The following is a 22,922-nucleotide window of genomic DNA, read 5'->3' as shown; positions in this document are numbered from 1 at the left end:
TGAACGGGATATTCACCGTGAACCCGCTAGAATAGAAACGTTGTTTCGAAATTCACCTGCACTAAGGAGATCTCATGGCTTGGTTTGCCAATCCTGAACGTTACGAGCAGATGCTCTATCGCTACTGTGGGCGCAGCGGTTTGCGTTTACCCGCGCTATCGCTGGGTTTATGGCACAGTTTTGGGCACGTTCAGGCGCTGGATTCACAGCGCGCCCTGTTGCGTAAAGCATTTGATTTAGGCATCACGCATTTTGATTTAGCCAATAACTATGGGCCGCCACCAGGCAGCGCAGAAGAGAATTTTGGCCGATTACTGCGCGAGGATTTTGCACACTATCGCGATGAACTGATTATCTCCACCAAGGCAGGCTATGACATGTGGCCTGGGCCATACGGTTCTGGCGGTTCGCGCAAATACCTGCTCGCCAGCCTCGACCAGAGTCTGAAACGCATGGGTCTCGACTATGTCGATATCTTCTACTCTCACCGCGTTGACGAAAATACGCCAATGGAAGAGACCGCCTCGGCGCTGGCCCACGCCGTGCAAAGCGGTAAAGCGCTGTATGTCGGCATCTCATCCTATTCTCCGGAACGTACGCAGAAAATGGCCGAGTTGATGCGGGAATGGAAAATTCCATTGCTGATCCATCAGCCGTCTTACAACCTGCTTAACCGCTGGGTAGACAGCAGCGGCCTGCTGGATACGCTGGAATCCAACGGCATGGGCTGCATCGCATTTACGCCGCTGGCTCAGGGACTGCTGACGGGGAAATACCTCAACGGTATTCCGGAAGGTTCACGCATGCAGCGTGAAGGGAAAAAGGTTCGTGGGTTAACGGAAAACATGCTGACGGAAGAAAACCTTACCAGCCTGCGTTTGCTTAATGAGATGGCGCAACAGCGTGGACAGTCGATGGCACAAATGGCCTTAAGCTGGCTGCTAAAAGACAACAGGGTAACGTCGGTATTGATTGGCGCCAGTCGACCGGAGCAACTGGAAGAAAACGTTCAGGCGCTGGCGAATCTGACGTTCAGCGCCGAAGAACTGGCGCAGATCGATAAGCACGTCGCGGACGGTAAGCTGAACCTGTGGCAGGCCTCATCTGACAAATAGCCGTAGGTAATACCGTGCCGGGTAGCAACGTTGTTCTTCCCGGCACATAATACGGGCCAGCCAGCTCCTCACACCTCTTCTGCTTTGATTTCTGGGCGCTGATATTCCGGCCACACCAGCGCGACAAGTGCAGGGTAGGCTTCCACGCTGAACTCCCTGAAGCACTGACGTAAGTTAAGCACGTCCAGATCGGCATGCGGGACTTTCTCGCCACTCAGACAGCGTTTTTTAATATTGTCGTAATATTTATACACTGCAGAGTTGAGATCGCTGCAACGCCGCTGTGCATCAAATAGCCCTGGCGTCTCATTCAGCTCCACCATTGTCATCCGTTTGATCGTCGAGTGGATAAAATCGATATATTCGTGATTGACGCGCCAATACCAAACCGGAGTAATCGAATTCATCAGTACCGAGAAATGATCTTCACCCTCTTCTTTACTCAGTATTTCCGGCTGGTTTTCAGCGTATCCATTTTCTGCATTACGGTTTTTATTTGCACTGCGCATCAACAAAAGTACCCCGCAGGTCAGCAATAGCAGGGTAATAACAGAATAAAATATACTGTTCATATACTGGCTCCATTTTTTTTGATTTTAAAATTACGCCATGCTATTGTCAACGCGGCATGGTTTATTTAAAACAACATATCATTGGCATCAAAGGATATTTCAACATGCTTCCCGAGCATCTTGTTCCCTCGCGTTTTCACTTATCCAGCTCACCTGACAATACCACCTCCACAGATAATAGTGAAAATTTGACTCAGGGGAAGATAACATTAAGCGATTACGAATCCGATATTTTGATTAGCTCAGCTGCTACCGGCCAGTCACGAAATATGCTATTTGAAGAGTGCGACCGCCATTTAAAAGAGCGCCTGTTTCGTGCAGCAAAAATTGAGTCATTCTCTCGCCTGCTCAATTCACTACAGGCAGAAGGCGACATTAATGCACAAGAATTAAGTAAAATTTTGACTCAAAAAACAGCCATCATAAATGAACAGGGCAACAAAATTTGGCTTAATTTAATTACCCGTGAAACCAGCGACCCTATTTTTTATTCTCTGGAAGAGAAATAAAATGAAAGATGTTGAGGATAATAATGTTTATTTGGCTTTAGATAACCATAAAAGCGATGAGTTTGTCTTAAAGCAAAATTTAGCCGTGTTGATTGCCAATAAAAACGCGACACTGGAAAGCGTTGCTCAGGAGATAGTCTCTATTCCCGCTGCACTGGTGCGGATGAAATGGCAAAATCGCCGTGAAATTTACTCGCTACAGGCTAAAGAAGAGATCTACGGTGCCGCGATCGAAGCCATTATGGAGCAGCAACCAGAACTGCGGGACAAAATCATGGCCCGACTGGAAAGCACCTACCAGCATATACTCGCGCGGGAAACGGCCACCTTACGCCTGACGCGAAAGCTGTCTGAAGGGAACTACGAACCCACCAGGATAACCACGGTCGCGTTAGATGAGAACAGATAAGAACAAGTGTGCGAGGGAGTTGAATCAGGAGAGACACGCCGGGTAAGGCGGCAACCATTACCCGGCAATGAGGAAGATTACTTCGCTTTCACTGTCTCTTCGCCAACCAGACCAATCTTCAGGAAGCCCGCCTGATGCAGCGTATCCATCACCTTCATCATGGTCTCATAATCAACGGTTTTATCTGCCCGGAAGAAAATCGTGGTGTCTTTCTTCCCTTCAGTTAGCGCATTTAGCTCGTTAATCATGGTTTCATCCGTCACCTGATTGTTGCCAATGAACATACTCTTATCGGCTTTAACTGACAGGTAAACCGGTTTTTCCGGACGCGGCTGCGGCGTGCTGGTGGAGGCAGGGAGATTCACCTTCACATCTACGGTTGCCAACGGCGCGGCAACCATAAAGATGATCAATAAAACCAACATAACGTCGATAAACGGCGTCACGTTGATTTCATGCATTTCACCGTTATCGTCCAGGTTTTCATTAAAGCTCATTGCCATGGAACATTATCCTACACGTAATTTCTGCGCTGCACGTACCGGATGCGCGGATGCGCTTGCATTCAGGTCCAGATCGCGACTTTGCAACAACAGCACCTGTGCCGCGACATCGCCCAGCATCGCTTTATAGCTGCCAATCTGACGTGCGAAAATGTTGTAGATAACAACCGCTGGAATTGCTGCAACCAGACCAATTGCGGTCGCTAACAGCGCTTCTGCGATACCCGGCGCAACAACGGCGAGGTTGGTCGTTTGAGTTTGTGCAATCCCGATGAAGCTATTCATGATGCCCCATACGGTACCGAACAGACCGACGAATGGAGAGATAGCCCCGATGGTGGCCAGGTATCCGTTACCGCGGCCCATATGACGACCTACCGCCGCCACACGACGCTCCAGACGGAAGCCGGTACGCTCTTTAATGCCTTCGTTATCGTCGCTGCCTTCTGACAGTTCCAGCTCGTTCTGCGCTTCGTTAATCAACTGTGCGCCCAGGCTTTTGCCATCGAATCCTGCGGCAATTTCACTTGCCTGATCTAAAGAGCGGGCTTCCGCCAGCAGTTGCTGTTCACGCTTAAGGCGGCGTTTCTGAGTAAAGAACTCAAGGCTCTTACTAAAGAAGATAGCCCAGGTGACCACTGACGCCAAAATCAGCCCAATCATCACGCACTTAACCACGATATCGGCGTGCTGATACATACCCCAGACGGAAAGATCCGTCTGCATCAAATTATTACCCACTCTGTATCTCCAGGACGCAAATCACAAAATCTGAGCATAATCATATCAAAACGACGTCGAATTGATAGTCGTTCTCATTACTATTTACATATTGCCGCACCTTTGGTTTCTTTTCCTTGCGCTTACGCAGTAAAAAAGTCACCAGAAGCATTTTGAGATTATTTTCTACTGTATGACCGTTCTGCAGGATGCGTCATCTTTGATTCATGGTAGTTTAGACATCCAGACGTATAAAAACAGGTAAGACAACATGGCAGATAAGCAACTTGAAACCAAACTCGTTCACGCAGGACGCAGTAAAAAGTACACGCTGGGCTCGGTAAATAGCGTGATCCAGCGCGCTTCTTCGCTGGTTTTTGACACCGTAGAGGCTAAAAAACAGGCCACGCACAACCGGGCGAACGGTGCGCTTTTCTATGGGCGTCGCGGAACCCTGACGCATTTCTCTCTTCAGGAAGCGATGTGCGAACTGGAAGGTGGTGCGGGTTGCGCGCTGTTCCCCTGCGGTGCGGCGGCCGTTGCCAACACCATCCTTGCCTTTGTGGAGCAAGGGGATCATGTGCTGATGACCAACACAGCCTATGAACCCAGTCAGGATTTCTGTACCAAAATTCTCGGCAAGCTCGGCGTGTCCACCGGCTGGTTCGATCCGCTGGTTGGCGCCGATATCGTTAAGCACATACAGCCGAACACGAAAGTCGTATTTCTGGAATCTCCCGGCTCTGTCACTATGGAAGTGCATGATGTTCCAGCTATTGTTGCCGCCGTCAGAAGCGTCGCGCCGGATGCAATCATCATGATTGATAACACCTGGGCTGCCGGGGTGCTGTTCAAAGCGTTGGATTTTGGCATTGATATCTCTATTCAGGCAGGCACCAAATATCTGATTGGTCATTCTGACGGCATGGTCGGCACGGCGGTATCTAATGCCCGCTGCTGGGATCAACTGCGCGAAAATGCCTATCTGATGGGGCAAATGCTGGACGCCGATACCGCCTATATGACCAGCCGTGGACTGCGTACGCTGAGCGTTCGCCTGCGTCAGCACCATGAAAGCAGCTTAAAGGTCGCCGAGTGGCTGGCCAGCCATCCGCAGGTCGCCCGCGTGAACCACCCGGCACTGCCCGGCAGCAAAGGGCATGAATTCTGGAAGCGTGATTTTACCGGTAGTAGCGGCCTGTTCTCCTTTGTATTGAATAAGAAGCTCAATAATGAGGAGCTTGCTGCGTATCTGGATCACTTCAGCCTGTTCAGTATGGCCTACTCCTGGGGCGGTTTTGAGTCGCTGATTCTCGCCAACCAGCCGGAACACATTGCGGCAATCCGTCCGCAAGGCGAGGTGGATTTCAGCGGAACGCTCATCCGTTTACATATCGGTTTAGAGAATGTTGACGATCTGATTGCCGATTTGGCCGCAGGATTTGCCCGAATCGAGTAAAATTGCCACAGATGGACATATATGCAGACACTTCTGGTGGAAAAGTCTGCAATTGTTGCGTCCGGGATCAAGGCATCCCGGGCAATTCAGGAGTACAATCCACACATAAATGCTGTTCCACAGGAAAGTCCATGGTAGTCATTCAAGATATTGTCTCCGCGCTCTGGCAACACGATTTTGCCGCACTGGCGGATCCGCACGTTGTGAGCGTGGTGTACTTCGTCATGTTCGCCACGCTGTTTTTAGAAAATGGCCTGCTGCCCGCCTCCTTTTTACCCGGAGACAGCCTGTTATTACTGGCAGGAGCGCTGATCGCTCAGGACGTGATGAGTTTTTTACCTACCATAGCTATTCTGACGGCCGCAGCCAGTCTGGGCTGCTGGCTGAGTTATATTCAGGGACGCTGGCTAGGCAACACGCGCACGGTGAAAGGCTGGCTGGCGCAATTACCGGAAAAATACCATCAGCGCGCCACCTGCATGTTTGATCAACACGGCCTGATGGCGCTGCTGGCAGGGCGTTTCCTGGCGTTCGTTCGCACCTTGCTGCCAACGATGGCGGGCATTTCAGGGCTTCCTAACCGTCGGTTCCAGTTTTTTAACTGGCTGAGTGGCCTGCTGTGGGTCACCGTCGTCACCAGTTTCGGCTATGCGCTGAGCATGATCCCGTTCGTTAAACGCCATGAAGATCAGGTGATGACCTTTCTAATGATCCTGCCGATTGCCCTGTTAACCGCAGGATTGTTGGGAACATTGTTCGTGGTGATTAAAAAAAAATACTGTAGCGCCTGAGTATTATCCGTAGCCGGGGTAATTCCCGGCATTATGCCTGATGGCGCGCGGCTTTAAGGCCTACGGTATACCTGTCAGGCCTACTACAAGAAATCAACTCCCCTGCATCATACGAATTTTTGCCGCATCTTCCCCCGGCGTTACGCCAAAGAAACGTTTGAACTCCCGACTGAATTGCGATGCGCTCTCATAGCCGACGCGCATGGCAGCCGCACTGGCCTTCATCCCATCGTGAACCATCATCATCCGTGCTTTATGCAGGCGATAGCTCTTAAGATATTGCAGCGGCGACGTGCTGGTCACCGCTTTAAAATTATGATGAAACGCCGACACGCTCATGTTCGCCTCTGCCGCCAGCTGTTCTACATTGAGGTTTTCGGTGTATTTGGTTTCAATCCGCTTCAGTACCCGGCTTATCAAACTGAAATGCGTCTGGCGACTGACCAGCGCAAGTAACGCGCCGCCGCGCGGTCCGGTCAGCACATGGTAGAGGATCTCGCGAATAATCTGTTTCCCCAGAATACGCGCATCCAGCGGTCGCTCCATCACATCCAGCAGGCGCTCAGCAGCGCAGAGAATTTCGTCAGAGAGCGTTGCAGAGTTAATCCCGCTGGCAGCCATGGCGGGCTGGAACAGCTCGTCTTCCCCAATGTCCATCAGCAGCTCCTGCAATTGCAGGATATCGACATTCAGATAAATACCGGCCAGAGGAACCTCCGGCGTCGCATAGGTTTCACATTCAAAGGGTAAAGGTACGGTTAGCAGCAGGTATTCGTTGGCGTCATAGCGAAATACGCGCTCATTGATGTAACCAATTTTATGTCCCGAAAAGAGAAATATGATGCCTGGCTGATACATGACCGGTGTACGCGCCGCCGGCTCCGTACCGTGTAGCAGGCGGACATCTGGCAGCAGTTCGTTAAGTCTATTTTCATTGTTTTTCAGCTGCTTAATTTTATCTGTCAGCAGAAGACAGATCTCATCACGGTTCATGGGGCACCATTTCATCATCGGTTTTCGACCCTGACATAATGCGCAGATTTATCCGTTTTCTCCAGCAGTCTGTAGAAATGGGCAAGACTTCGGCAGAAATGAGCATTGAGAGCAACGCGGCGGGCGACCACAATGTTCATCATCCGGCAGACACTCACCTGCCCTCTTTTATTACCCACTAAAGGGAATGAGCAATGAACAACTTTAATCTCCATACCCCAACACGTATTTTGTTTGGTAAAGGCGCGATTGCTGATCTGCGCGATCAAATTCCTCAGGACGCTCGCGTACTGGTTACCTATGGCGGCGGCAGCGTGAAAAAAACTGGCGTCCTGGCGCAGGTTCAGGACGCGCTGAAAGGCCTGGATGTGCTGGAGTTTGGCGGTATCGAGCCAAACCCGTCTTATGAAACGCTGATGGACGCGGTAAAAATCGTGCGTGATGAGAAAGTGACGTTTCTGCTGGCGGTAGGTGGCGGTTCAGTGCTGGACGGCACCAAATTCATCGCGGCAGCGGCACAGTACGCTGATGGCATCGATCCATGGCGCATTCTGGAAACCCACGGCAACGACGTAACAAGCGCCATCCCGATGGGCTCCGTATTAACCCTGCCTGCAACCGGCTCTGAATCTAACTCCGGCGCGGTAATTTCGCGTAAAACCACCGGCGATAAACTGGCCTTTATGACCCCGTTTGTGCAGCCAGTGTTTGCCGTTCTGGATCCGGTTTACACCTACACCCTGCCGCCGCGTCAGGTTGCAAACGGTGTTGTGGATGCTTTTGTTCATACCGTGGAACAGTATGTGACTTATCCGGTAGACGGGAAAATTCAGGATCGCTTTGCCGAAGGCATTCTGCTCACGCTGGTAGAAGAAGGTCCGAAAGCCTTGCAGGAGCCGGAAAACTACAACGTGCGTGCGAACGTCATGTGGGCGGCAACCCAGGCGCTGAACGGCCTGATTGGCGCAGGCGTACCGCAGGACTGGGCAACGCATATGCTGGGCCATGAACTGACCGCAATGCACGGTCTGGATCATGCTCAAACGCTGGCCATCGTTCTGCCAGCGCTGTGGAATGAAAAACGTGATACCAAGCGTGCCAAACTGCTGCAATACGCAGAGCGTATCTGGAATATCACCGAAGGTTCCGACGACCAGCGCATCGACGCCGCCATTGCCGCTACCCGCGCTTTCTTCGAACAAATGGGCGTACCCACTCGCCTGTCTGACTATGGCCTGGACGGTAGCTCCATCCCGGCATTGCTGGAAAAACTGGAAGCACACGGTGGTACGCAACTGGGCGAACATCAGGACATTACGCTTGAAGTCAGCCGTCGGATTTACGAAGCTGCCCGCTAAGGTTTTTTAACCTCCGCCTTTCGTTTTTGGGTATTTATACCAGGCTTAAGTCACACCTAACTCACCGGGGGCTGCCCCGGTGAACTCAATTTACACCCAATCATTCATGGTGCATCGAGGCGGCAATTAAGTGAATCCCCGGGAGCGTACATAAGTACGTGACCGGGGTAAACGCAAGCAGCCAACAAAGAGGCAGCCTGAAGGATTAAGTGTGGGGGGGAATTATGACCAGTCCAACCATTATCAAGCTACAGGATGGTAACGTCATGCCACAACTGGGCCTGGGGGTCTGGAAGGCAAGCAACGAAGAAGTCATCACCGCCATTCATAAAGCGCTGGAAGTGGGGTATCGCTCAATTGATACCGCTGCGGCGTACAAAAACGAAGAAGGTGTCGGCAAAGCAATACGCGATGCTGGCGTACCACGGGACGAGTTATTCATCACCACCAAGCTGTGGAATGATGACCAAAAACGCCCCCGGGAAGCCTTGCTCGAAAGCATGGAAAAACTCCAACTTGATTACCTCGATCTATACCTGATGCACTGGCCGGTTCCGGCGATCGACCACTACGTTGAAGCGTGGGAAAACATGATCGACCTGCAAAAAGAAGGTCTGATTAAGAGCATCGGCGTGTGCAACTTTCAGATCAATCATCTCCAGCGGTTGATGGATGAAACCGGCGTACCTCCGGTGATTAACCAGATCGAACTTCATCCGCTTATGCAACAGCGCCAACTGCATGCCTGGAACGCAACGCATAAAATCCAGACCGAATCCTGGAGCCCGCTGGCGCAGGGCGGCAAAGACGTCTTTGATCAAAAGATCATCCGCGACCTCGCTGAGAAATATGGCAAATCACCGGCGCAGATTGTCATCCGCTGGCATCTGGATAGCGGGCTGGTGGTGATTCCAAAATCGGTCACCCCTGCGCGTATCGCAGAAAACTTTAACGTCTGGGACTTCCGCCTGGATAAAGACGAATTAGGCGAAATCGCGAAACTCGATCAGGGCAAACGTCTGGGGCCAGACCCGGATCAGTTCGGCGGTTAACCCCTTCCTCCAGCCCGACACTCTCGTCGGGCCTTTACTGATTTGAAATATCAGGAAACAATTCACACATATATATTGATGTATTTCTTGCAGTCGCTGGAGCAGCATTACGCAACATAACCTGTTAATTATTAAATAAATATATTTATTTGATGAATATATTCACCATATCTATAGGTGCGTAAACGTGACTGAGAAAAAAAGTAGCGGAGTCAAATGGCTCCCATTAATTCTTATAATATTCATTTCTGCCGGACTGTGGCAGCTTACTCCACCTTCCGGGCTAAGTGCGCCAGCCTGGCATTCGGCAATTATTTTCGTCGCCACCATCGCTTCTATTGTGGCTAAAGTATTACCCATCGGCGCGGTCGGCATTATTGGTATTACGGTATTCGCGCTCGCCTATGCTGCCGGAGATAAAACCGCCAGCGGCGCTATCACCACGGCACTGAGTGAGCTGAACAGTTCACTTATCTGGCTTATCGTCGTGGCTTTTATGATTGCCCGCGGGTTTATCAAAACCGGCCTCGGACGACGCATTGCGCTGCAGATGATCCGTCTGCTCGGCAAGCGCACGCTGGGACTCGCCTATGGTCTGGCCTTTGCCGATCTGATCCTCTCCCCGGCAATGCCGAGTAATACAGCACGCTGCGGCGGCGTCATCTATCCGATTGCTGACTCTCTGGCACGCAGTTTCCATTCGAACCCGGAAGATGAGTCCCGCAGTAAAATCGGTACCTTTCTTATCACCTGTATTGGCAACGTCAACGACGTCACCGCCGCGCTCTTTATGACCGGCTATACCGGCAACCTGTTGGCGGTGAAGCTGGCGGCCAATGCGGGCGTCACGCTGACCTGGGGCGGCTGGTTTATGGCGGCTCTGCTGCCATGCCTGGTGTCCTTACTGCTGGTTCCACTGCTGGTCTACTGGATCGTGCGCCCGGAAATTAAACACACGCCGGATGCCCCTAACCTGGCGCGCAAAGAGCTGGCGGAAATGGGCAGTATGTCTCGCGGCGAATGGCTGATGCTGGCTACCGTCGGCGTACTGCTGGTGCTGTGGATTTTTGGCGATACGTTAGGCGTCGACGCCACCACTGCTTCGTTCGTGGGACTGTCCATTTTATTGCTAAGCGGCGTTCTGAGCTGGGAAGATGTGAAGAGCGAGAAAGGCGCATGGGACACACTGATTTGGTTTGCCGCGCTGTTGATGATGGCGAACCAGCTGAAAAAACTGGGCTTCACCACCTGGTTTGGCAATCTGATCGGCGATAGCCTGAGCAGTACTATGCACGGTACCAGTTGGGTGATCGTCCTGCTGCTGCTGAACGCCGCCTACTTCTATACCCACTACTTTTTTGCCAGCGGTAATGCACAGATTGCCGCGCTGTACGCCGTTTTCCTTGGTGTCGGTCTGCATCTGAACATTCCCGCAGCCCCCACGGCATTAATGCTGGCCTTCACCAGCAGTTTGTACTGCTCGCTCACCCAGTACACCCACGCTCGCGGTCCAATCCTGTTTGGTGCCGGGTACGTTCCAACGGGCGTCTGGTGGCGTACAGGATTTATCATCAGCTTGTTTAACCAGGCGGTGTTTATCACCGTGGGTCTGATGTGGTGGAAGGTGTTGGGTCTGTACTAAACTGACTGCGTCCTGACGAATCACCTTACCTGCGGAGAAAAGGAATGACCTGTATTTTCTGTCAAATAGTTGAAGGTAAAGCACCCTGCCATAAGGTCTGGGAAGACGAGCATCATCTGGCTTTTCTGTCGATTTTCCCGAACACCGACGGTTTTACCGTGGTGATCCCGAAAAAGCATTATCCCAGCTATGCCTTCGATATGCCGCCGCAGGCACTGGCTGATCTGATGCTGGCGACCCAAAAAGTGGCTAAGAAACTGGATAAGGCTTTCCCGGATGTCAGTCGTACGGGGATGTTCTTCGAAGGTTTCGGCGTAGACCATGTGCACAGCAAATTAAGCCCCATGCATGGCACTGGCGATCTAACCCACTGGAAACCGATTGAAGCGCGGCAGAACAAATTTTTCGAGCAGTATGAAGGATATCTTTCTTCACACGATCATGAACGGGCGGATGATGCAAAACTGGCCGCATTAGCGGCCAGAATTCGTGAAGCATAAATACTGAGTCTCTCTGCCGGATGGCGGTTCAAGCACCTTATCCGGCCTACAAAATCGTGCTATTCGTAGACCTGATAAGCGTTTCACCACCGGGCAAGGCAGATTAGCGCCCTGCCACTTTCCCGCGTTTTTTGTTTGCGGCTGGCGTCTGGCGCTGATGCGCCACCGGTGTGTGCTTGGTCAATGCCGGGCGAGTATGACGGTTCTGGCGACGCGCTTCTCGCATCTCTTCCAGCGTAGGCGCCGGGACCAGACATTCGCGACGACCGCCGATCAGATGCTTTTTACCCATATCTTCCAGCGCCTGGCGGATTAACGGCCAGTTTGCTGGATCGTGGTAACGCAGCAGGGCTTTATGCAAACGACGCTGCTTATCACCTTTCGGCACCACCACATCTTCACTCTTATAACCAATTTTACCCAGCGGGTTTTTCCCGGTGTAATACATGGTTGTGGAGTTCGCCAACGGTGATGGATAGAAGTTCTGCACCTGATCCAGACGGAAACGACGTTGCTTCAACCACAACGCCAGATTCACCATATCTTCATCACGCGTACCCGGGTGCGCGGAAATAAAGTACGGGATCAGGTACTGCTCTTTACCCGCTTGTTTAGAGTAGGTATCGAACAATTCCTTAAAGCGATCGTAGCTGCCCATCCCCGGCTTCATCATCTTCGACAGCGGGCCTTCTTCGGTATGCTCTGGCGCAATCTTCAGATAGCCGCCAACGTGGTGTGTCGCCAGTTCTTTGATATAGCGCGGGTCTTCAACCGCGATGTCATAACGCACGCCCGAAGCGATGAGGATCTTTTTAATGCCTTTCAAATCACGCGCACGACGATAAAGGTTAATCGTCGGTTCGTGGTTGGTGTCCATATGCGGACAGATATCCGGGTAGACGCATGACAGACGACGGCAAGTTTGCTCCGCGCGCGGTGACTTACAGCGCAGCATATACATGTTCGCCGTTGGGCCGCCGAGGTCGGAAATCACGCCGGTAAAGCCTGGAACGGTGTCGCGAATGGCTTCGATTTCATTGATGATCGAGTCTTCAGAGCGGCTCTGGATGATGCGACCTTCGTGCTCGGTGATCGAACAGAACGAACAGCCGCCAAAGCAGCCACGCATAATGTTGATCGAGAAACGGATCATCTCATAGGCCGGAATGCGGCTGTCGCCATACGCCGGATGCGGCACGCGTTTGTACGGCAGCGCAAAGACGCTATCCATCTCTTCGGTAGAGAGCGGAATGGCTGGCGGGTTGATCCAGATGTAGCGATCGCCGTGCTTTTGCATCAGCGCACGCGCGCAGCCTGGGTTGGTTTCGTGGTGCAGGATACGCGACGCATGCGCATACAGCACTTTATCGCCCTTCACTTTTTCGAAGGACGGCAGCAGCACGTAGGTTTTTTCCCACGGTTTCGGGCGCGGCGGCTGTACGGTTACCGCTTTCGCTTCCTGCTTTTTCGGTGCGACCGGCTTGTTGTCAGCACACGGCAGATCTTCACCATACGGATGCGGGATCGGGTCAATCTTACCCGGCGTGTCGAGGCGCGTGGAATCCACCCCACTCCAGCCCGGCAGCGCTTCTTTAACCATAATCGCAGTGTTACGCACGTCGCGGATCTGATCGATGGTTTCGCCCATCGCCAGACGATGCGCCACTTCCACCAGCGGACGTTCGCCGTTGCCGAACATCAGCATGTCGGCTTTGGAATCCACCAGAACAGAGCGACGAACGGTATCAGACCAATAGTCATAGTGCGCGGTACGGCGCAGGCTGGCCTCAATACCGCCGAGAATAACCGGCACATCTTTCCATGCTTCTTTACAGCGCTGGGTATAGACCAGCGTGGCGCGGTCCGGACGTTTGCCCGCAACGTTGTCCGGTGTGTAGGCATCGTCATGGCGCAGTCGGCGATCGGCGGTGTAACGGTTGATCATCGAGTCCATGTTGCCTGCGGTCACACCAAAGAACAGGTTCGGTTTACCCAAACGCATAAAATCGTCTTTGTTGTTCCACTCCGGCTGGGCGATAATCCCTACGCGAAAGCCTTGTGCTTCCAGCATACGTCCGCAAATTGCCATGCCAAAGCTGGGATGATCGACGTATGCATCGCCGGTAACCAGAATGATGTCGCAGCTATCCCAGCCAAGTTGGTCCATTTCGTCGCGTGACATCGGCAAAAACGGTGCCGGGCCAAAACAGGCAGCCCAGTACTGCGGCCAGGAGAAAAGGTCTCTGTCCGGCTGGATCAGGGATATTGCGCTCATAATGCTTCCAAAAATGGTAAAAAAATAATCAAAGGCCGAGGATTATACGCTGTATGTCGGCAAGAAATGAAGTGGAGTCTGAACCAGACCAGTAGAAAGTTATATAAATTGTTAAATTTTACGACGATCATTTTTATCAATCATAATTAACACCATGCCAGCCAGCTGAGATAACTCTTTTTCGGCGGGGGATTTTTCATTGCGACTCAACGATTCACTGCATATTTCCCAGTTACGGGTTGTTGTTCACCTGTGCGGATTTCTGGTTCTTCTCTACAGCTTTTCTATGCTGCCGCCGATGCTCATCGCTTTGTTAAACAAAGAGCGGAGCTTGTTCGCTTTTTTCAGCACGTTTATGACTTTCTTCACCCTCGGCGGCGGGGCGTGGTTGGCAACCAAACATGCGGGGATTCAACTGCGCACCCGGGATGGTTTCGTCATTATCGTCCTGTTCTGGCTGTTGTTTTCGTTTATCAGCGCGATGCCGATGTGGATGGACGATGGCTTAAACCTCTCTTTTGCGGATGCCCTGTTTGAAGGAGTTTCTGGGATTACCACTACAGGCGCAACGGTGATTGATGACGTCAGCGCCTTGCCGAAGTCGTATCTGTACTATCGGGCTCAGCTCAATTTTATTGGCGGTCTGGGTGTTATCGTCCTCGCCGTGGCTGTATTGCCGCTGCTGGGTATTGGTGGCATGAAGCTGTATCAGTCTGAAATGCCGGGCCCTTTTAAAGAAGAACGCCTCACGCCAAGACTTGCTGATACTGCACGCACGCTGTGGATGACCTATGTCATTCTGGGTCTTATTTGTACTCTGGCCTACCGGGCTGCCGGGATGTCGTTTTTCGACGCCTTATGCCACGGGCTGTCGACGGTCTCTCTCGGCGGATTTTCCACTCGCAGCGAGAGCATCGGCTTTTATAACAGCCATGCCATTGAGCTTGTCGCCGGGGTATTTTCACTGCTGTCTGCGTTTAACTTCACCCTCTGGTACGTTGCTATCGTGAAACGTACCTTCAAACCCTTTCGTCGTAATGCCGAATTGCGTTTCTTTTTGCTTATTGCGTTGGTGGTCACTCTGATCGCCACCTGGCAAGTTTGGCGGGCAGGCATGTACGGATTAACGGACAGCCTGGTGCATGCTTTTTTTCTGGCCAGTTCGATGCTGACAGATAATGGCCTGTCGACGGCGGATTACGCGCAGTGGCCTTCGCACACGATCTTCATGCTGCTCAGCGCCAGTTTCTTCGGCGGTTGTGTGGGTTCGACCTGCGGGGGGATTAAGGTGCTGCGCTTTTTGATTATGTTCAAGCAGTGCCGTCAGGAGTTACACCAGCTCGCGCACCCTCGCGCCCTGCTGAATATCAAAGTGGGCAATAGCGTGGTAAGCGACCGGGTGGTGCGTTCGGTATGGAGCTTTTTCTTTCTCTACGTTTTGTTCACCAGCTTTTTTATCTGGGCGCTCAATCTGATGGGCTACGATCTCTTCTCCTCTTTCGCCACCGTCGCCGCCTGCATCAACAATATGGGGCTGGGATTTGGCGTCACCGCCACGACATTTGGCACCTTAAACGAGGAAGCAAAGCTACTAATGTGCGCGGCCATGATCATGGGGCGTCTGGAGATTTACCCCATTCTGATCCTGTTCTCGCGCATGTTCTGGCGGGCGTAACGAATACCCCGGCGCATTACGGCGCCGGGTTCACCAACATCTGTCCGATTGAGCCACGATCCGCCATTTCCAGCGTCTGGCTATTAAAGTAGAACGGGAAATGGGCCCAGGAAGGCTGTCCGTAATAAACCAGTAATTCAACCTGGCCATCAACCCAGACAGTATCTTTCCAGCCTCTGTCTTCCGGGAACGGCATCGCGCCATTCACATTACGGATCAGGAACGAAACACCTTCAATATGGAAGGACTGGGGCATATCCGCCCGCACCGTCCAGCGTTCCCAGGAGCCCTGCTGGGCAGTAATATCCATACGATTGACGTCCCACAGCTGACCGTTGATGCCAGGATCGTCGTCCAGGCTGATATCACGGCTGCGAATCGGCGAACCGCTGAGGATTTCCGTTGGCAGCAGGCGCATTGGCAGGCTGTCAGTCACCAGCGGCAGGAGACCTGTCGGGCGCAACGTCAATACCAGCGTGGAGATGAGAATACTGGAGGGCTCAAAGAACCCGCGGATCCTGTCGACAATACTGGCCGCCTCACCACAGGTGATAGAGACCTCATTACCGTTAGTCATATCCACCAGGATCTCACGACGCTCGCCCGGAGCCAACGAGAGCTGCTTCACCGAAACAGGCGCAGGTAAAAAACCCTGATCGCTGGAAATCACATGCAGCGGACGGCCATCGCTCATTTGCAGCTGGTAACGACGCGAGTTTGAAGCGTTCAGCAAACGCAAGCGCACCCAGCCGCGGGAGACTTCGACATACGGGCTCTGCGCCCCATTGACCAGCAGCGTATCACCGACAAAGCCACCGCTGCCGGGCTCGCTGTATTCCGGCGTGCCAAAGTTGTCCAGCCGCTTGTCCTGGATTATGACCGGAAAATCATCCACGCCATAGTGGTTGGGAATAGACAGTGATTTACTCACTTCATCTTCAACCAGCCACATCCCGGCAAGACCGTTGTAGACCTGCTGAGCAGTACGATTTGGCGTATTAGCGTGATACCACAACGTGGCGGCATTCTGGCGAATCGGTAGCACCGGCGCCCAGTCAGCATTCGGGGACATCATGCGCGCCGGGCCGCCCATCAGCGGGCCTGGTACCTGCAACCCGGCGACGGTCATCGAGACATTTTCAGTCAGACGGTTGCTGTAGATAAGCTTGACGTCATCCCCTTTCCAGACACGGATTGTCGGTCCCAGATAGCGGCCGTTAATTCCCCAGACAGGTGCGCGCGTGCCTTGCGTAAAGGACCAGTGCGCACGTTGCAGCGTCATAAATAGCGGCTGCCCCCGGCGGGATTCCAGCAGCGGAGGCACGGGTAACGGTTGTTGCTGACCGGCAGCATTAGCCTTCAGCGGAACAGCACCTGCACACAGTGCGATCCCCGATGCCTGAATGAACTGACGCCGACTGAATGACATATAAACTCCATAAAAAACTGGCTATTAACACGCAGGAAGTCATTTCCTGTAAAAAACCCGAATTGCGCGGATTAAACCTTTCCGGCGGCTTCCCGCTCAGCAACTTCTTTATCGAGTTCTGCGATTTTTTGTTCCATCAGCGTGCGGCAATGCGCTGCCAGTTCACGAACCTGATCTTTCCCAAAGTGGCTAATATCCACCGGTGGCAACATCTCGACAATTGCCAGACCATTATTGAGTCGATTGAGTTTTATCTTGTTCGAGGTTGTGGAAACGCACACCGGAATGACCGGGACACCAGCAGCAATCGCTGCATGGAACGCGCCGGTTTTAAACGGCAGCAGACCGCGACCGCGGCTACGTGTCCCTTCAGGGAACATCCAGATAGAAATGCGACGTTTTTTGAAATGATTCACCACGGCAGCAATGGTGCTGTGCGCTTTAGCGCGGTTGTTTCTGTCAATCAACAGGTTACCGGTTAACCAGTACAGCTGCCCGAAGAAAGGGATCCACAGCAGGCTTTTTTTACCTACCGTCACCGTCGGCGGCTGAACGATATTCGCAGCGGTAACCATGTCATAGTTGTTCTGATGGTTACAAATATAGATAGCATTACCATAGTTCTGCGCGTCTGCCGGCATGCGGCACTCGACCTTCAGGCCATAAAGGGGAGCCAGGCGGCCAAACATATGGCCGAACGTTGCAACGTGTTTTGGATTTCGTGGGCTGAACAGACAGTATATGCAACCGAAAATACAGACCAGAACGCAGTAAATAACAGTAATAATTAAACGAAAAATATATAGCATAACAACCTCTAAGGCCTAAGAGCCTGGCATTTTACGTCACCTGATTCATCACGCGGTATCAGGTTAGGGCTTTGTTAAGGGCGGCTCTCTGGAAAAGCGTATTGTTAATCGCAACGCACGAATAAACAACGGTTTCACGGGAATTTTTAACGTTGGCTCTCCCTGGGCTTTAACAGGGAGAGCCGGACGGTAGCGTTATTCTTCGCTGTCGCCGTGACTGGCGCGTCGAGGCGAGTCAATCTCAATGCTGTCGATACGCTGCAGACCACGCATTAGCGTGCCGCGACGGCCGCGCTCACCGGTCACTTTCTGCAACTCTTCAGGACGCAGTTTGATTTTGCGCTTACCAACGTGGATGGTCAGCGTGCTCTGCGGCGGCAGCACGTAAAGTTGCGCCAGACCATCCTCGCCTTTCGCCGCTTCCGCTGAAGGGATATTAATGATCTTGTTCCCTTTGCCTTTCGACAGCTGCGGTAAATCGCTCACCGGGAACATCAACATGCGACCAGCCTGAGTAATAGCCAGTAGCATATCGGTTTCATCTTCAATCACCACCGGCTGCATCACGCGCGCATTTTCTGGCAGTGTAATCAATGCCTTACCAGCACGGTTACGTGCGACCAGGTCATTGAAGGTACAGACAAAACCGTAGCCCGCATCGGAGGCCATCAGCAGTTTTTGATCGTCGCCTTCCATCAGCATGTGCTCAACCGTCGCGCCTGGCGGCAGCGTGAGCTTCCCGGTCAGCGGTTCACCCTGACCGCGCGCCGACGGCAGCGTAATCGGGTCGATGGCATAGCTGCGTCCGGTCGAGTCCACGAACACCACCGGCTGGTTGCTCTTACCCTTCACTGCCGACTTAAAGCTGTCGCCCGCTTTATAGCTTAATCCCGGTGCATCGATGTCGTGGCCTTTCGCGCTACGCACCCAGCCACTCTGGGACAACACAATGGTAACCGGCTCAGATGGCAGCATGTCGTGCTCGCTCATCGCCTTCGCTTCTTCACGTTCCTGCAACGGAGAGCGACGATCGTCGCCATAGGCATCTGCATCGGCCTGCAGCTCTTTCTTCAGCAGGTTACTCATTTTACGTTCGGAAGCCAGAATGGCCTGCAACTGATCGCGCTCTTTCGCCAGCTCATCCTGCTCACCGCGGATTTTCATCTCTTCGAGTTTGGCAAGGTGGCGCAATTTCAGCTCAAGGATGGCTTCAGCCTGGGTTTCAGAAATGCCAAACCGCGACATCAGCTCAGGCTTAGGTTCATCTTCATGACGAATAATTTCGATGACTTCGTCAATGTTGAGGAACGCCACCAGCAAACCTTCAAGGATGTGCAGGCGCTTGAGCACTTTTTCCAGACGATAATTCAGGCGGCGACGTACGGTATCGCGGCGGAACGCCAGCCATTCGGTGAGGATCTCCAGCAGGTTTTTCACCGCCGGACGACCATCAAGACCGATCATGTTCAGGTTGATACGGTAGCTCTTTTCCAGATCGGTAGTGGCAAACAGGTGGTTCATCACCTGCTCCATATCCACACGATTAGAGCGCGGGACAATCACCAGACGGGTCGGGTTTTCGTGATCCGATTCGTCGCGCAGGTCGTCTACCATCGGCAGCTTTTTATTGCGCATTTGAGCAGCGATCTGCTCCAGCACTTTTGCCCCGGAAACCTGATGCGGCAGCGCGGAAATCACCACCGCGCCGTCTTCTTTCGTCCATACCGCGCGCATACGTACGGAGCCGCGTCCGTTTTCGTAAATCTTACGAATTTCCGCGCGCGAAGTAATAATCTCCGCTTCGGTCGGGTAATCCGGCCCTTGTACGATATCCAGCAACTGATCCAGCGTCGTTTTCGGCTGCTCAATCAGAGTTATCGCTGCTTTTGCCACTTCACGCAGGTTATGTGGAGGAATGTCCGTTGCCATACCAACGGCAATACCGGTCGTGCCGTTCAGCAGAATATTTGGCAGACGCGCAGGCAGCATCTTCGGCTCCTGCATGGTGCCGTCGAAGTTTGGCACCCAGTCCGACGTTCCCTGACCGAGTTCACCCAGCAGGACTTCCGCATATTTAGACAGGCGTGATTCGGTATAACGCATCGCCGCGAAGGATTTCGGATCGTCCGGTGCCCCCCAGTTCCCCTGCCCGTCAACCAGCGGGTAACGGTAAGAGAACGGCTGCGCCATCAGCACCATCGCTTCATAGCAGGCGCTGTCGCCATGCGGATGGTATTTACCCAGCACGTCACCGACGGTACGGGCGGATTTTTTAAATTTGGCGCTGGCATTCAGCCCCAGTTCGGACATCGCGTATACGATGCGACGCTGAACGGGTTTCAAACCATCGCCAATAAACGGCAACGCCCTGTCCATGATGACGTACATGGAATAGTTCAGATAGGCGTTTTCCGTGAATTCATGCAGCGCCAGGCGCTCTGCCATATCGCTCATTAATCGTGGTTCCTCAACTTTGTACCCCTCTATTGAAGGGCAATATTGCCGCAGATACTACCCTATCTGGCGTGTTGAGTCACAAAGAAAAGGGCCGGATACGCGGCAGTATCGCCATCACAGGCAGAGAGAAGGCAGGCTATTTTTTCTATTAGCGCTTCCTTTTACGATTAAATAATAAACTAAATTTGCGACTTAATTTGATTGATGGCAGGTTATTTTATCCGTTTTATCATTACGCTTCTTCCTGAGTAAAAACCTCCTTAAGGGAAAATAAATGAGCAGCCTTATTTATTTAACGCTCGAGGGTGATATTCAAGGACCGATTTCTGCAGGCTGTAACTCGCAGGCCTCCGTGGGCAATCGCTATCAGTCAGCGCATGAAGATAGTATCTTTGTCTTCAGCCTGACGCAGGCGCAAAGCAGCATACAAGGCGGCGTTAAGCACCTCGGCCTGCGCTTTTGCAAACTCCTGGATAAAAGCTCTCCGTTATTCTGCAATGCTATTAATAATAATGAACGTCTTAAAATGAGGTTTGATATATACCGCATCAATCGATACGGTCGCATGGAAAAATATTACTTAATCGAACTTCGTGGTGCGACGGTGCAGGCTATTCACCAGGAGTCCAAGATGAACGATATGGATTATGAATATATATCGATAAATTACGATTATATTCTGTGTCGCCATCTGATTGCCTGCACCGAGTTTGATTACCTGCTGACACCGGACAATTACGATCGGCTTTTCCCGGTGGTGCAAAAGAGCATTTTGCCCGCAGAGCAGCCGGTGCGTAAGGTGACGCTGGTGCTGGGGATATTCTTCGACGGCACCGGCAATAACGCCGTGAATACCCGCAACATGCTTGAGGCGCTCACCGCGCAGCATTTTGATATTGAGAGTCCGGATGCCCAAAGCATTCTTGCCAGAAATGCACAGGAGAAGATGGGGATCAGCGGGGTAGGAGCGACCAGTTATCTGGGGTATTACACAAATATTCACTGGTTGAATGAGTTATATCAGTGGCAATTTCCTGCAGACAGCAGTTATGTACAAAACAGACTATATGTAGAAGGAATTGGTACCCGGGCGGGTGAACCCGATAACCCAATAGGTCTGGGACTGGGCGCCGCAGAAACCGGGATTATTGCCAAAACCGATGATGCGGTGGCGCAACTGGGTGCAGCGATAAAAAAGGCACTGAAACTACTGGAAGGAAAATTTATAGTCGAGGCGTTGCTGTTCGATATCTTCGGCTTCAGCCGCGGCGCAGCCGCAGCCCGCCACTTCGCTAACCGTGTCCAGGCGGAAGATCAGGCCATTATCAACGCCATTTCAGCGGGCATGGGCAAAATTAGCTATCGCGGAACTCCGGCTGGCAACACCCGTTTTCTCGGCATCATGGACACCGTGGCGGCTGTCGGTACGGTAACCAACGGACTCGACCCACACAGCGCCGACACCGGCAACGTTACCCTCCGGCTGCGTCCGGGCGTGGCGCAAAAGGTGTTTCATCTTACCGCCCGGAACGAGTGCCGCTACAACTTCGCCCTTAACAGCGTGGCCCCCGCCTGGCCAGAGCTGGCGCTTCCCGGCGTGCACTCCGATATCGGCGGCGGCTATTTGCCGCAACTACGCGAAGACCTCTTTCTCACCCGTCCGCAGGTGGAAACCCTGCCGCAGAACCAGCCCGGGGCGCAGTCTCACATATACGCGCAGACGATGGCGCAGTTGCGTGTGCTCGAACATTCACCGGCTATCATGCCCATTATACGCACCCATGAGATCACCCCGAAGGTCTGGGAGGACCCGCGGGCACCTACTGACCGTTACACCCAGCCACAAAAACGCACCTTTACCGCCCTGACGTTGCGCCAGCGGACGGTCTTTTTCGACTGGTCGAAGGTAGCGTTGCGGGTGATGGTCGATGCGGCGGTTGAGGCCGGGGCGTTACTGTCGGACGTCGATAAAATTCAGAGACACGCCCTACCGGATGCGCTAAAGCCGTTGTGCGAACAAGCCCGGGAAATGGGAAAAGCAGCCCGTCAGCACAGAAGCACCGCCGGCTTTACGCCTGAAGAGGTGGATCGGATTGCCGGCCGCTATATCCACTGCTCAGCCCACTGGAATGCAGTGGAGCTCAAACAGAGCGGGGAGTTACAGGGTGGAGCATCAGCCTCGGAAACCGTCAGCTTTGTCAACCGGCCGGACGCTAACTGGATCAGAACCATTTACAACATGGATGGAAATAAACGATGAAAATATCTTACGCCCTGGCGCTTGCCCTGTTCCTGGCCGCTGCAGGCTGCAGCCCACATCAGTCTCACCCTTTACAGTCAAAACAGGCCGCCAGCGGCGACTGGACCCTACCTTACGGTAAGTGGATCTTCGCTTTTATCACCCCCTATGAATTACCCTCAATGGTCAACCACGCAAGAGTTATCGACACCGATGGTTATCTGTATACGTTTAATACGCTTGACCAGGCTTCTCCCGACCCTGATTCCGTCAAAGAATGGGCTGAAAACGCGCATGGTTTTGGCGATCAGTTCAACAAAGTCAACAAGCCCCCACAGTACATTGTCTTCTGCTGGGATTCCTATATTGACCAGCAGACCTATGAAACCAGCGCCGTCTTCGGCCCCGAAACCTG

General features: G+C 52.6%; 20 protein-coding genes. 12 read left to right on the top strand and 8 right to left on the bottom strand.

The annotated features are described in order from the left end of the window. The first annotated feature begins 74 nt into the window (after nt 1-74). Entirely contained in the window at nt 75-1,115 is a 1,041-nt protein-coding gene (locus tag OGY04_RS10330) for an aldo/keto reductase (RefSeq protein WP_032945003.1), read from the top strand. 68 nt (nt 1,116-1,183) lie between these two features. Here OGY04_RS10330 and OGY04_RS10325 read toward each other — a convergent pair whose 3' ends face one another. Then, a complete protein-coding gene (locus OGY04_RS10325) occupies nt 1,184-1,687 on the bottom strand; it encodes an ESA_00282 family adhesion-associated protein (protein WP_286585232.1) in 504 nt (167 codons plus the stop codon). Between the two features lie 104 nt (nt 1,688-1,791). Here OGY04_RS10325 and OGY04_RS10320 point away from each other — a divergent pair, with 104 nt between their 5' ends. Next, complete coding sequence (locus OGY04_RS10320; RefSeq protein WP_008785810.1) at nt 1,792-2,196, top strand: hypothetical protein; 405 nt, start codon at nt 1,792-1,794, stop codon at nt 2,194-2,196. Between the two features lies 1 nt (nt 2,197). Next, a complete protein-coding gene (locus OGY04_RS10315; protein ID WP_008785811.1) occupies nt 2,198-2,605 on the top strand; it encodes a hypothetical protein in 408 nt (135 codons plus the stop codon). Nucleotides 2,606-2,682: 77 nt separating this feature from the next. Here OGY04_RS10315 and exbD read toward each other — a convergent pair whose 3' ends face one another. Both exbD and exbB read right to left on the bottom strand, forming a co-directional pair. After that, the gene (exbD, locus tag OGY04_RS10310; RefSeq protein ID WP_003828370.1) at nt 2,683-3,108 is read right to left on the bottom strand and encodes a TonB system transport protein ExbD; all 426 of its coding nucleotides are present in this window, start codon (nt 3,106-3,108) and stop codon (nt 2,683-2,685) included. Between the two features lie 6 nt (nt 3,109-3,114). Then, on the bottom strand, nt 3,115-3,849 hold the full coding sequence (gene exbB / locus OGY04_RS10305) for a tol-pal system-associated acyl-CoA thioesterase (RefSeq protein ID WP_003024507.1): 735 nt from the start codon (nt 3,847-3,849) through the stop codon (nt 3,115-3,117). Nucleotides 3,850-4,099: 250 nt separating this feature from the next. Between exbB and metC the strand changes: the two genes are divergently transcribed. Then, nucleotides 4,100-5,287: a cystathionine beta-lyase gene (gene metC, locus OGY04_RS10300; protein WP_032945009.1), complete on the top strand. Its 1,188-nt coding sequence runs from the start codon at nt 4,100-4,102 to the stop codon at nt 5,285-5,287. A gap of 131 nt (nt 5,288-5,418) precedes the next feature. Beyond that, nucleotides 5,419-6,078: a DedA family general envelope maintenance protein YghB gene (gene yghB / locus OGY04_RS10295; protein ID WP_003024510.1), complete on the top strand. Its 660-nt coding sequence runs from the start codon at nt 5,419-5,421 to the stop codon at nt 6,076-6,078. Between the two features lie 93 nt (nt 6,079-6,171). Here yghB and OGY04_RS10290 read toward each other — a convergent pair whose 3' ends face one another. Further along, the gene (locus OGY04_RS10290) at nt 6,172-7,071 is read right to left on the bottom strand and encodes an AraC family transcriptional regulator (protein ID WP_286585231.1); all 900 of its coding nucleotides are present in this window, start codon (nt 7,069-7,071) and stop codon (nt 6,172-6,174) included. A 194-nt stretch (nt 7,072-7,265) separates the two neighbouring features. Between OGY04_RS10290 and yqhD the strand changes: the two genes are divergently transcribed. The 4 genes from yqhD (at nt 7,266) to OGY04_RS10270 (ending at nt 11,623) form a co-directional block, all read left to right on the top strand. Continuing rightward, the gene (gene yqhD / locus OGY04_RS10285) at nt 7,266-8,429 is read left to right on the top strand and encodes an alcohol dehydrogenase (protein ID WP_286585230.1); all 1,164 of its coding nucleotides are present in this window, start codon (nt 7,266-7,268) and stop codon (nt 8,427-8,429) included. 224 nt (nt 8,430-8,653) lie between these two features. Next, entirely contained in the window at nt 8,654-9,481 is an 828-nt protein-coding gene (gene dkgA, locus OGY04_RS10280; protein WP_032945014.1) for a 2,5-didehydrogluconate reductase DkgA, read from the top strand. A 187-nt stretch (nt 9,482-9,668) separates the two neighbouring features. Beyond that, complete coding sequence (locus OGY04_RS10275; RefSeq protein WP_003828381.1) at nt 9,669-11,123, top strand: DASS family sodium-coupled anion symporter; 1,455 nt, start codon at nt 9,669-9,671, stop codon at nt 11,121-11,123. Between the two features lie 44 nt (nt 11,124-11,167). Then, nucleotides 11,168-11,623 carry an HIT family protein gene (locus tag OGY04_RS10270; protein WP_008785817.1) on the top strand — a complete coding sequence of 152 codons (456 nt, stop codon included), beginning with the start codon at nt 11,168-11,170 and terminating at the stop codon, nt 11,621-11,623. Between the two features lie 103 nt (nt 11,624-11,726). Here OGY04_RS10270 and OGY04_RS10265 read toward each other — a convergent pair whose 3' ends face one another. Next, nucleotides 11,727-13,898: a YgiQ family radical SAM protein gene (locus OGY04_RS10265; RefSeq protein ID WP_003024532.1), complete on the bottom strand. Its 2,172-nt coding sequence runs from the start codon at nt 13,896-13,898 to the stop codon at nt 11,727-11,729. A gap of 199 nt (nt 13,899-14,097) precedes the next feature. Between OGY04_RS10265 and OGY04_RS10260 the strand changes: the two genes are divergently transcribed. Beyond that, a complete protein-coding gene (locus tag OGY04_RS10260; protein ID WP_279850803.1) occupies nt 14,098-15,573 on the top strand; it encodes a TrkH family potassium uptake protein in 1,476 nt (491 codons plus the stop codon). 16 nt (nt 15,574-15,589) lie between these two features. Here the strand turns inward: OGY04_RS10260 and ftsP are convergent, their stop codons facing one another. The 3 genes from ftsP to parC all read right to left on the bottom strand — a co-directional run bounded on the left by ftsP (nt 15,590) and on the right by parC (nt 20,265). Beyond that, nucleotides 15,590-17,002, bottom strand: a complete 1,413-nt coding sequence (gene ftsP / locus OGY04_RS10255) for a cell division protein FtsP (RefSeq protein WP_286585229.1) — start codon at nt 17,000-17,002, stop codon at nt 15,590-15,592. Nucleotides 17,003-17,073: 71 nt separating this feature from the next. Further along, a complete protein-coding gene (gene plsC, locus OGY04_RS10250) occupies nt 17,074-17,811 on the bottom strand; it encodes a 1-acylglycerol-3-phosphate O-acyltransferase (protein WP_003024540.1) in 738 nt (245 codons plus the stop codon). A 195-nt stretch (nt 17,812-18,006) separates the two neighbouring features. After that, the gene (parC, locus tag OGY04_RS10245; protein WP_003828391.1) at nt 18,007-20,265 is read right to left on the bottom strand and encodes a DNA topoisomerase IV subunit A; all 2,259 of its coding nucleotides are present in this window, start codon (nt 20,263-20,265) and stop codon (nt 18,007-18,009) included. 277 nt (nt 20,266-20,542) lie between these two features. On the opposite strand from parC, the gene tssD reads away from it, so the two are divergent. Both tssD and OGY04_RS10235 read left to right on the top strand, forming a co-directional pair. After that, on the top strand, nt 20,543-22,528 hold the full coding sequence (tssD, locus tag OGY04_RS10240) for a type VI secretion system tube protein TssD (RefSeq protein WP_286585228.1): 1,986 nt from the start codon (nt 20,543-20,545) through the stop codon (nt 22,526-22,528). Beyond that, on the top strand, nt 22,525-22,922 hold a 398-nt coding region (locus tag OGY04_RS10235), incomplete at its 3' end, for a DUF2931 family protein (RefSeq protein WP_286585226.1). The genes tssD and OGY04_RS10235, both read left to right, overlap by 4 nt.

This window comes from Citrobacter sp. Cpo091, from assembly GCF_030332645.1.
Lineage (GTDB): Bacteria > Pseudomonadota > Gammaproteobacteria > Enterobacterales > Enterobacteriaceae > Citrobacter > Citrobacter portucalensis.
This window is presented reverse-complemented; position numbering and strand designations above follow the sequence as displayed.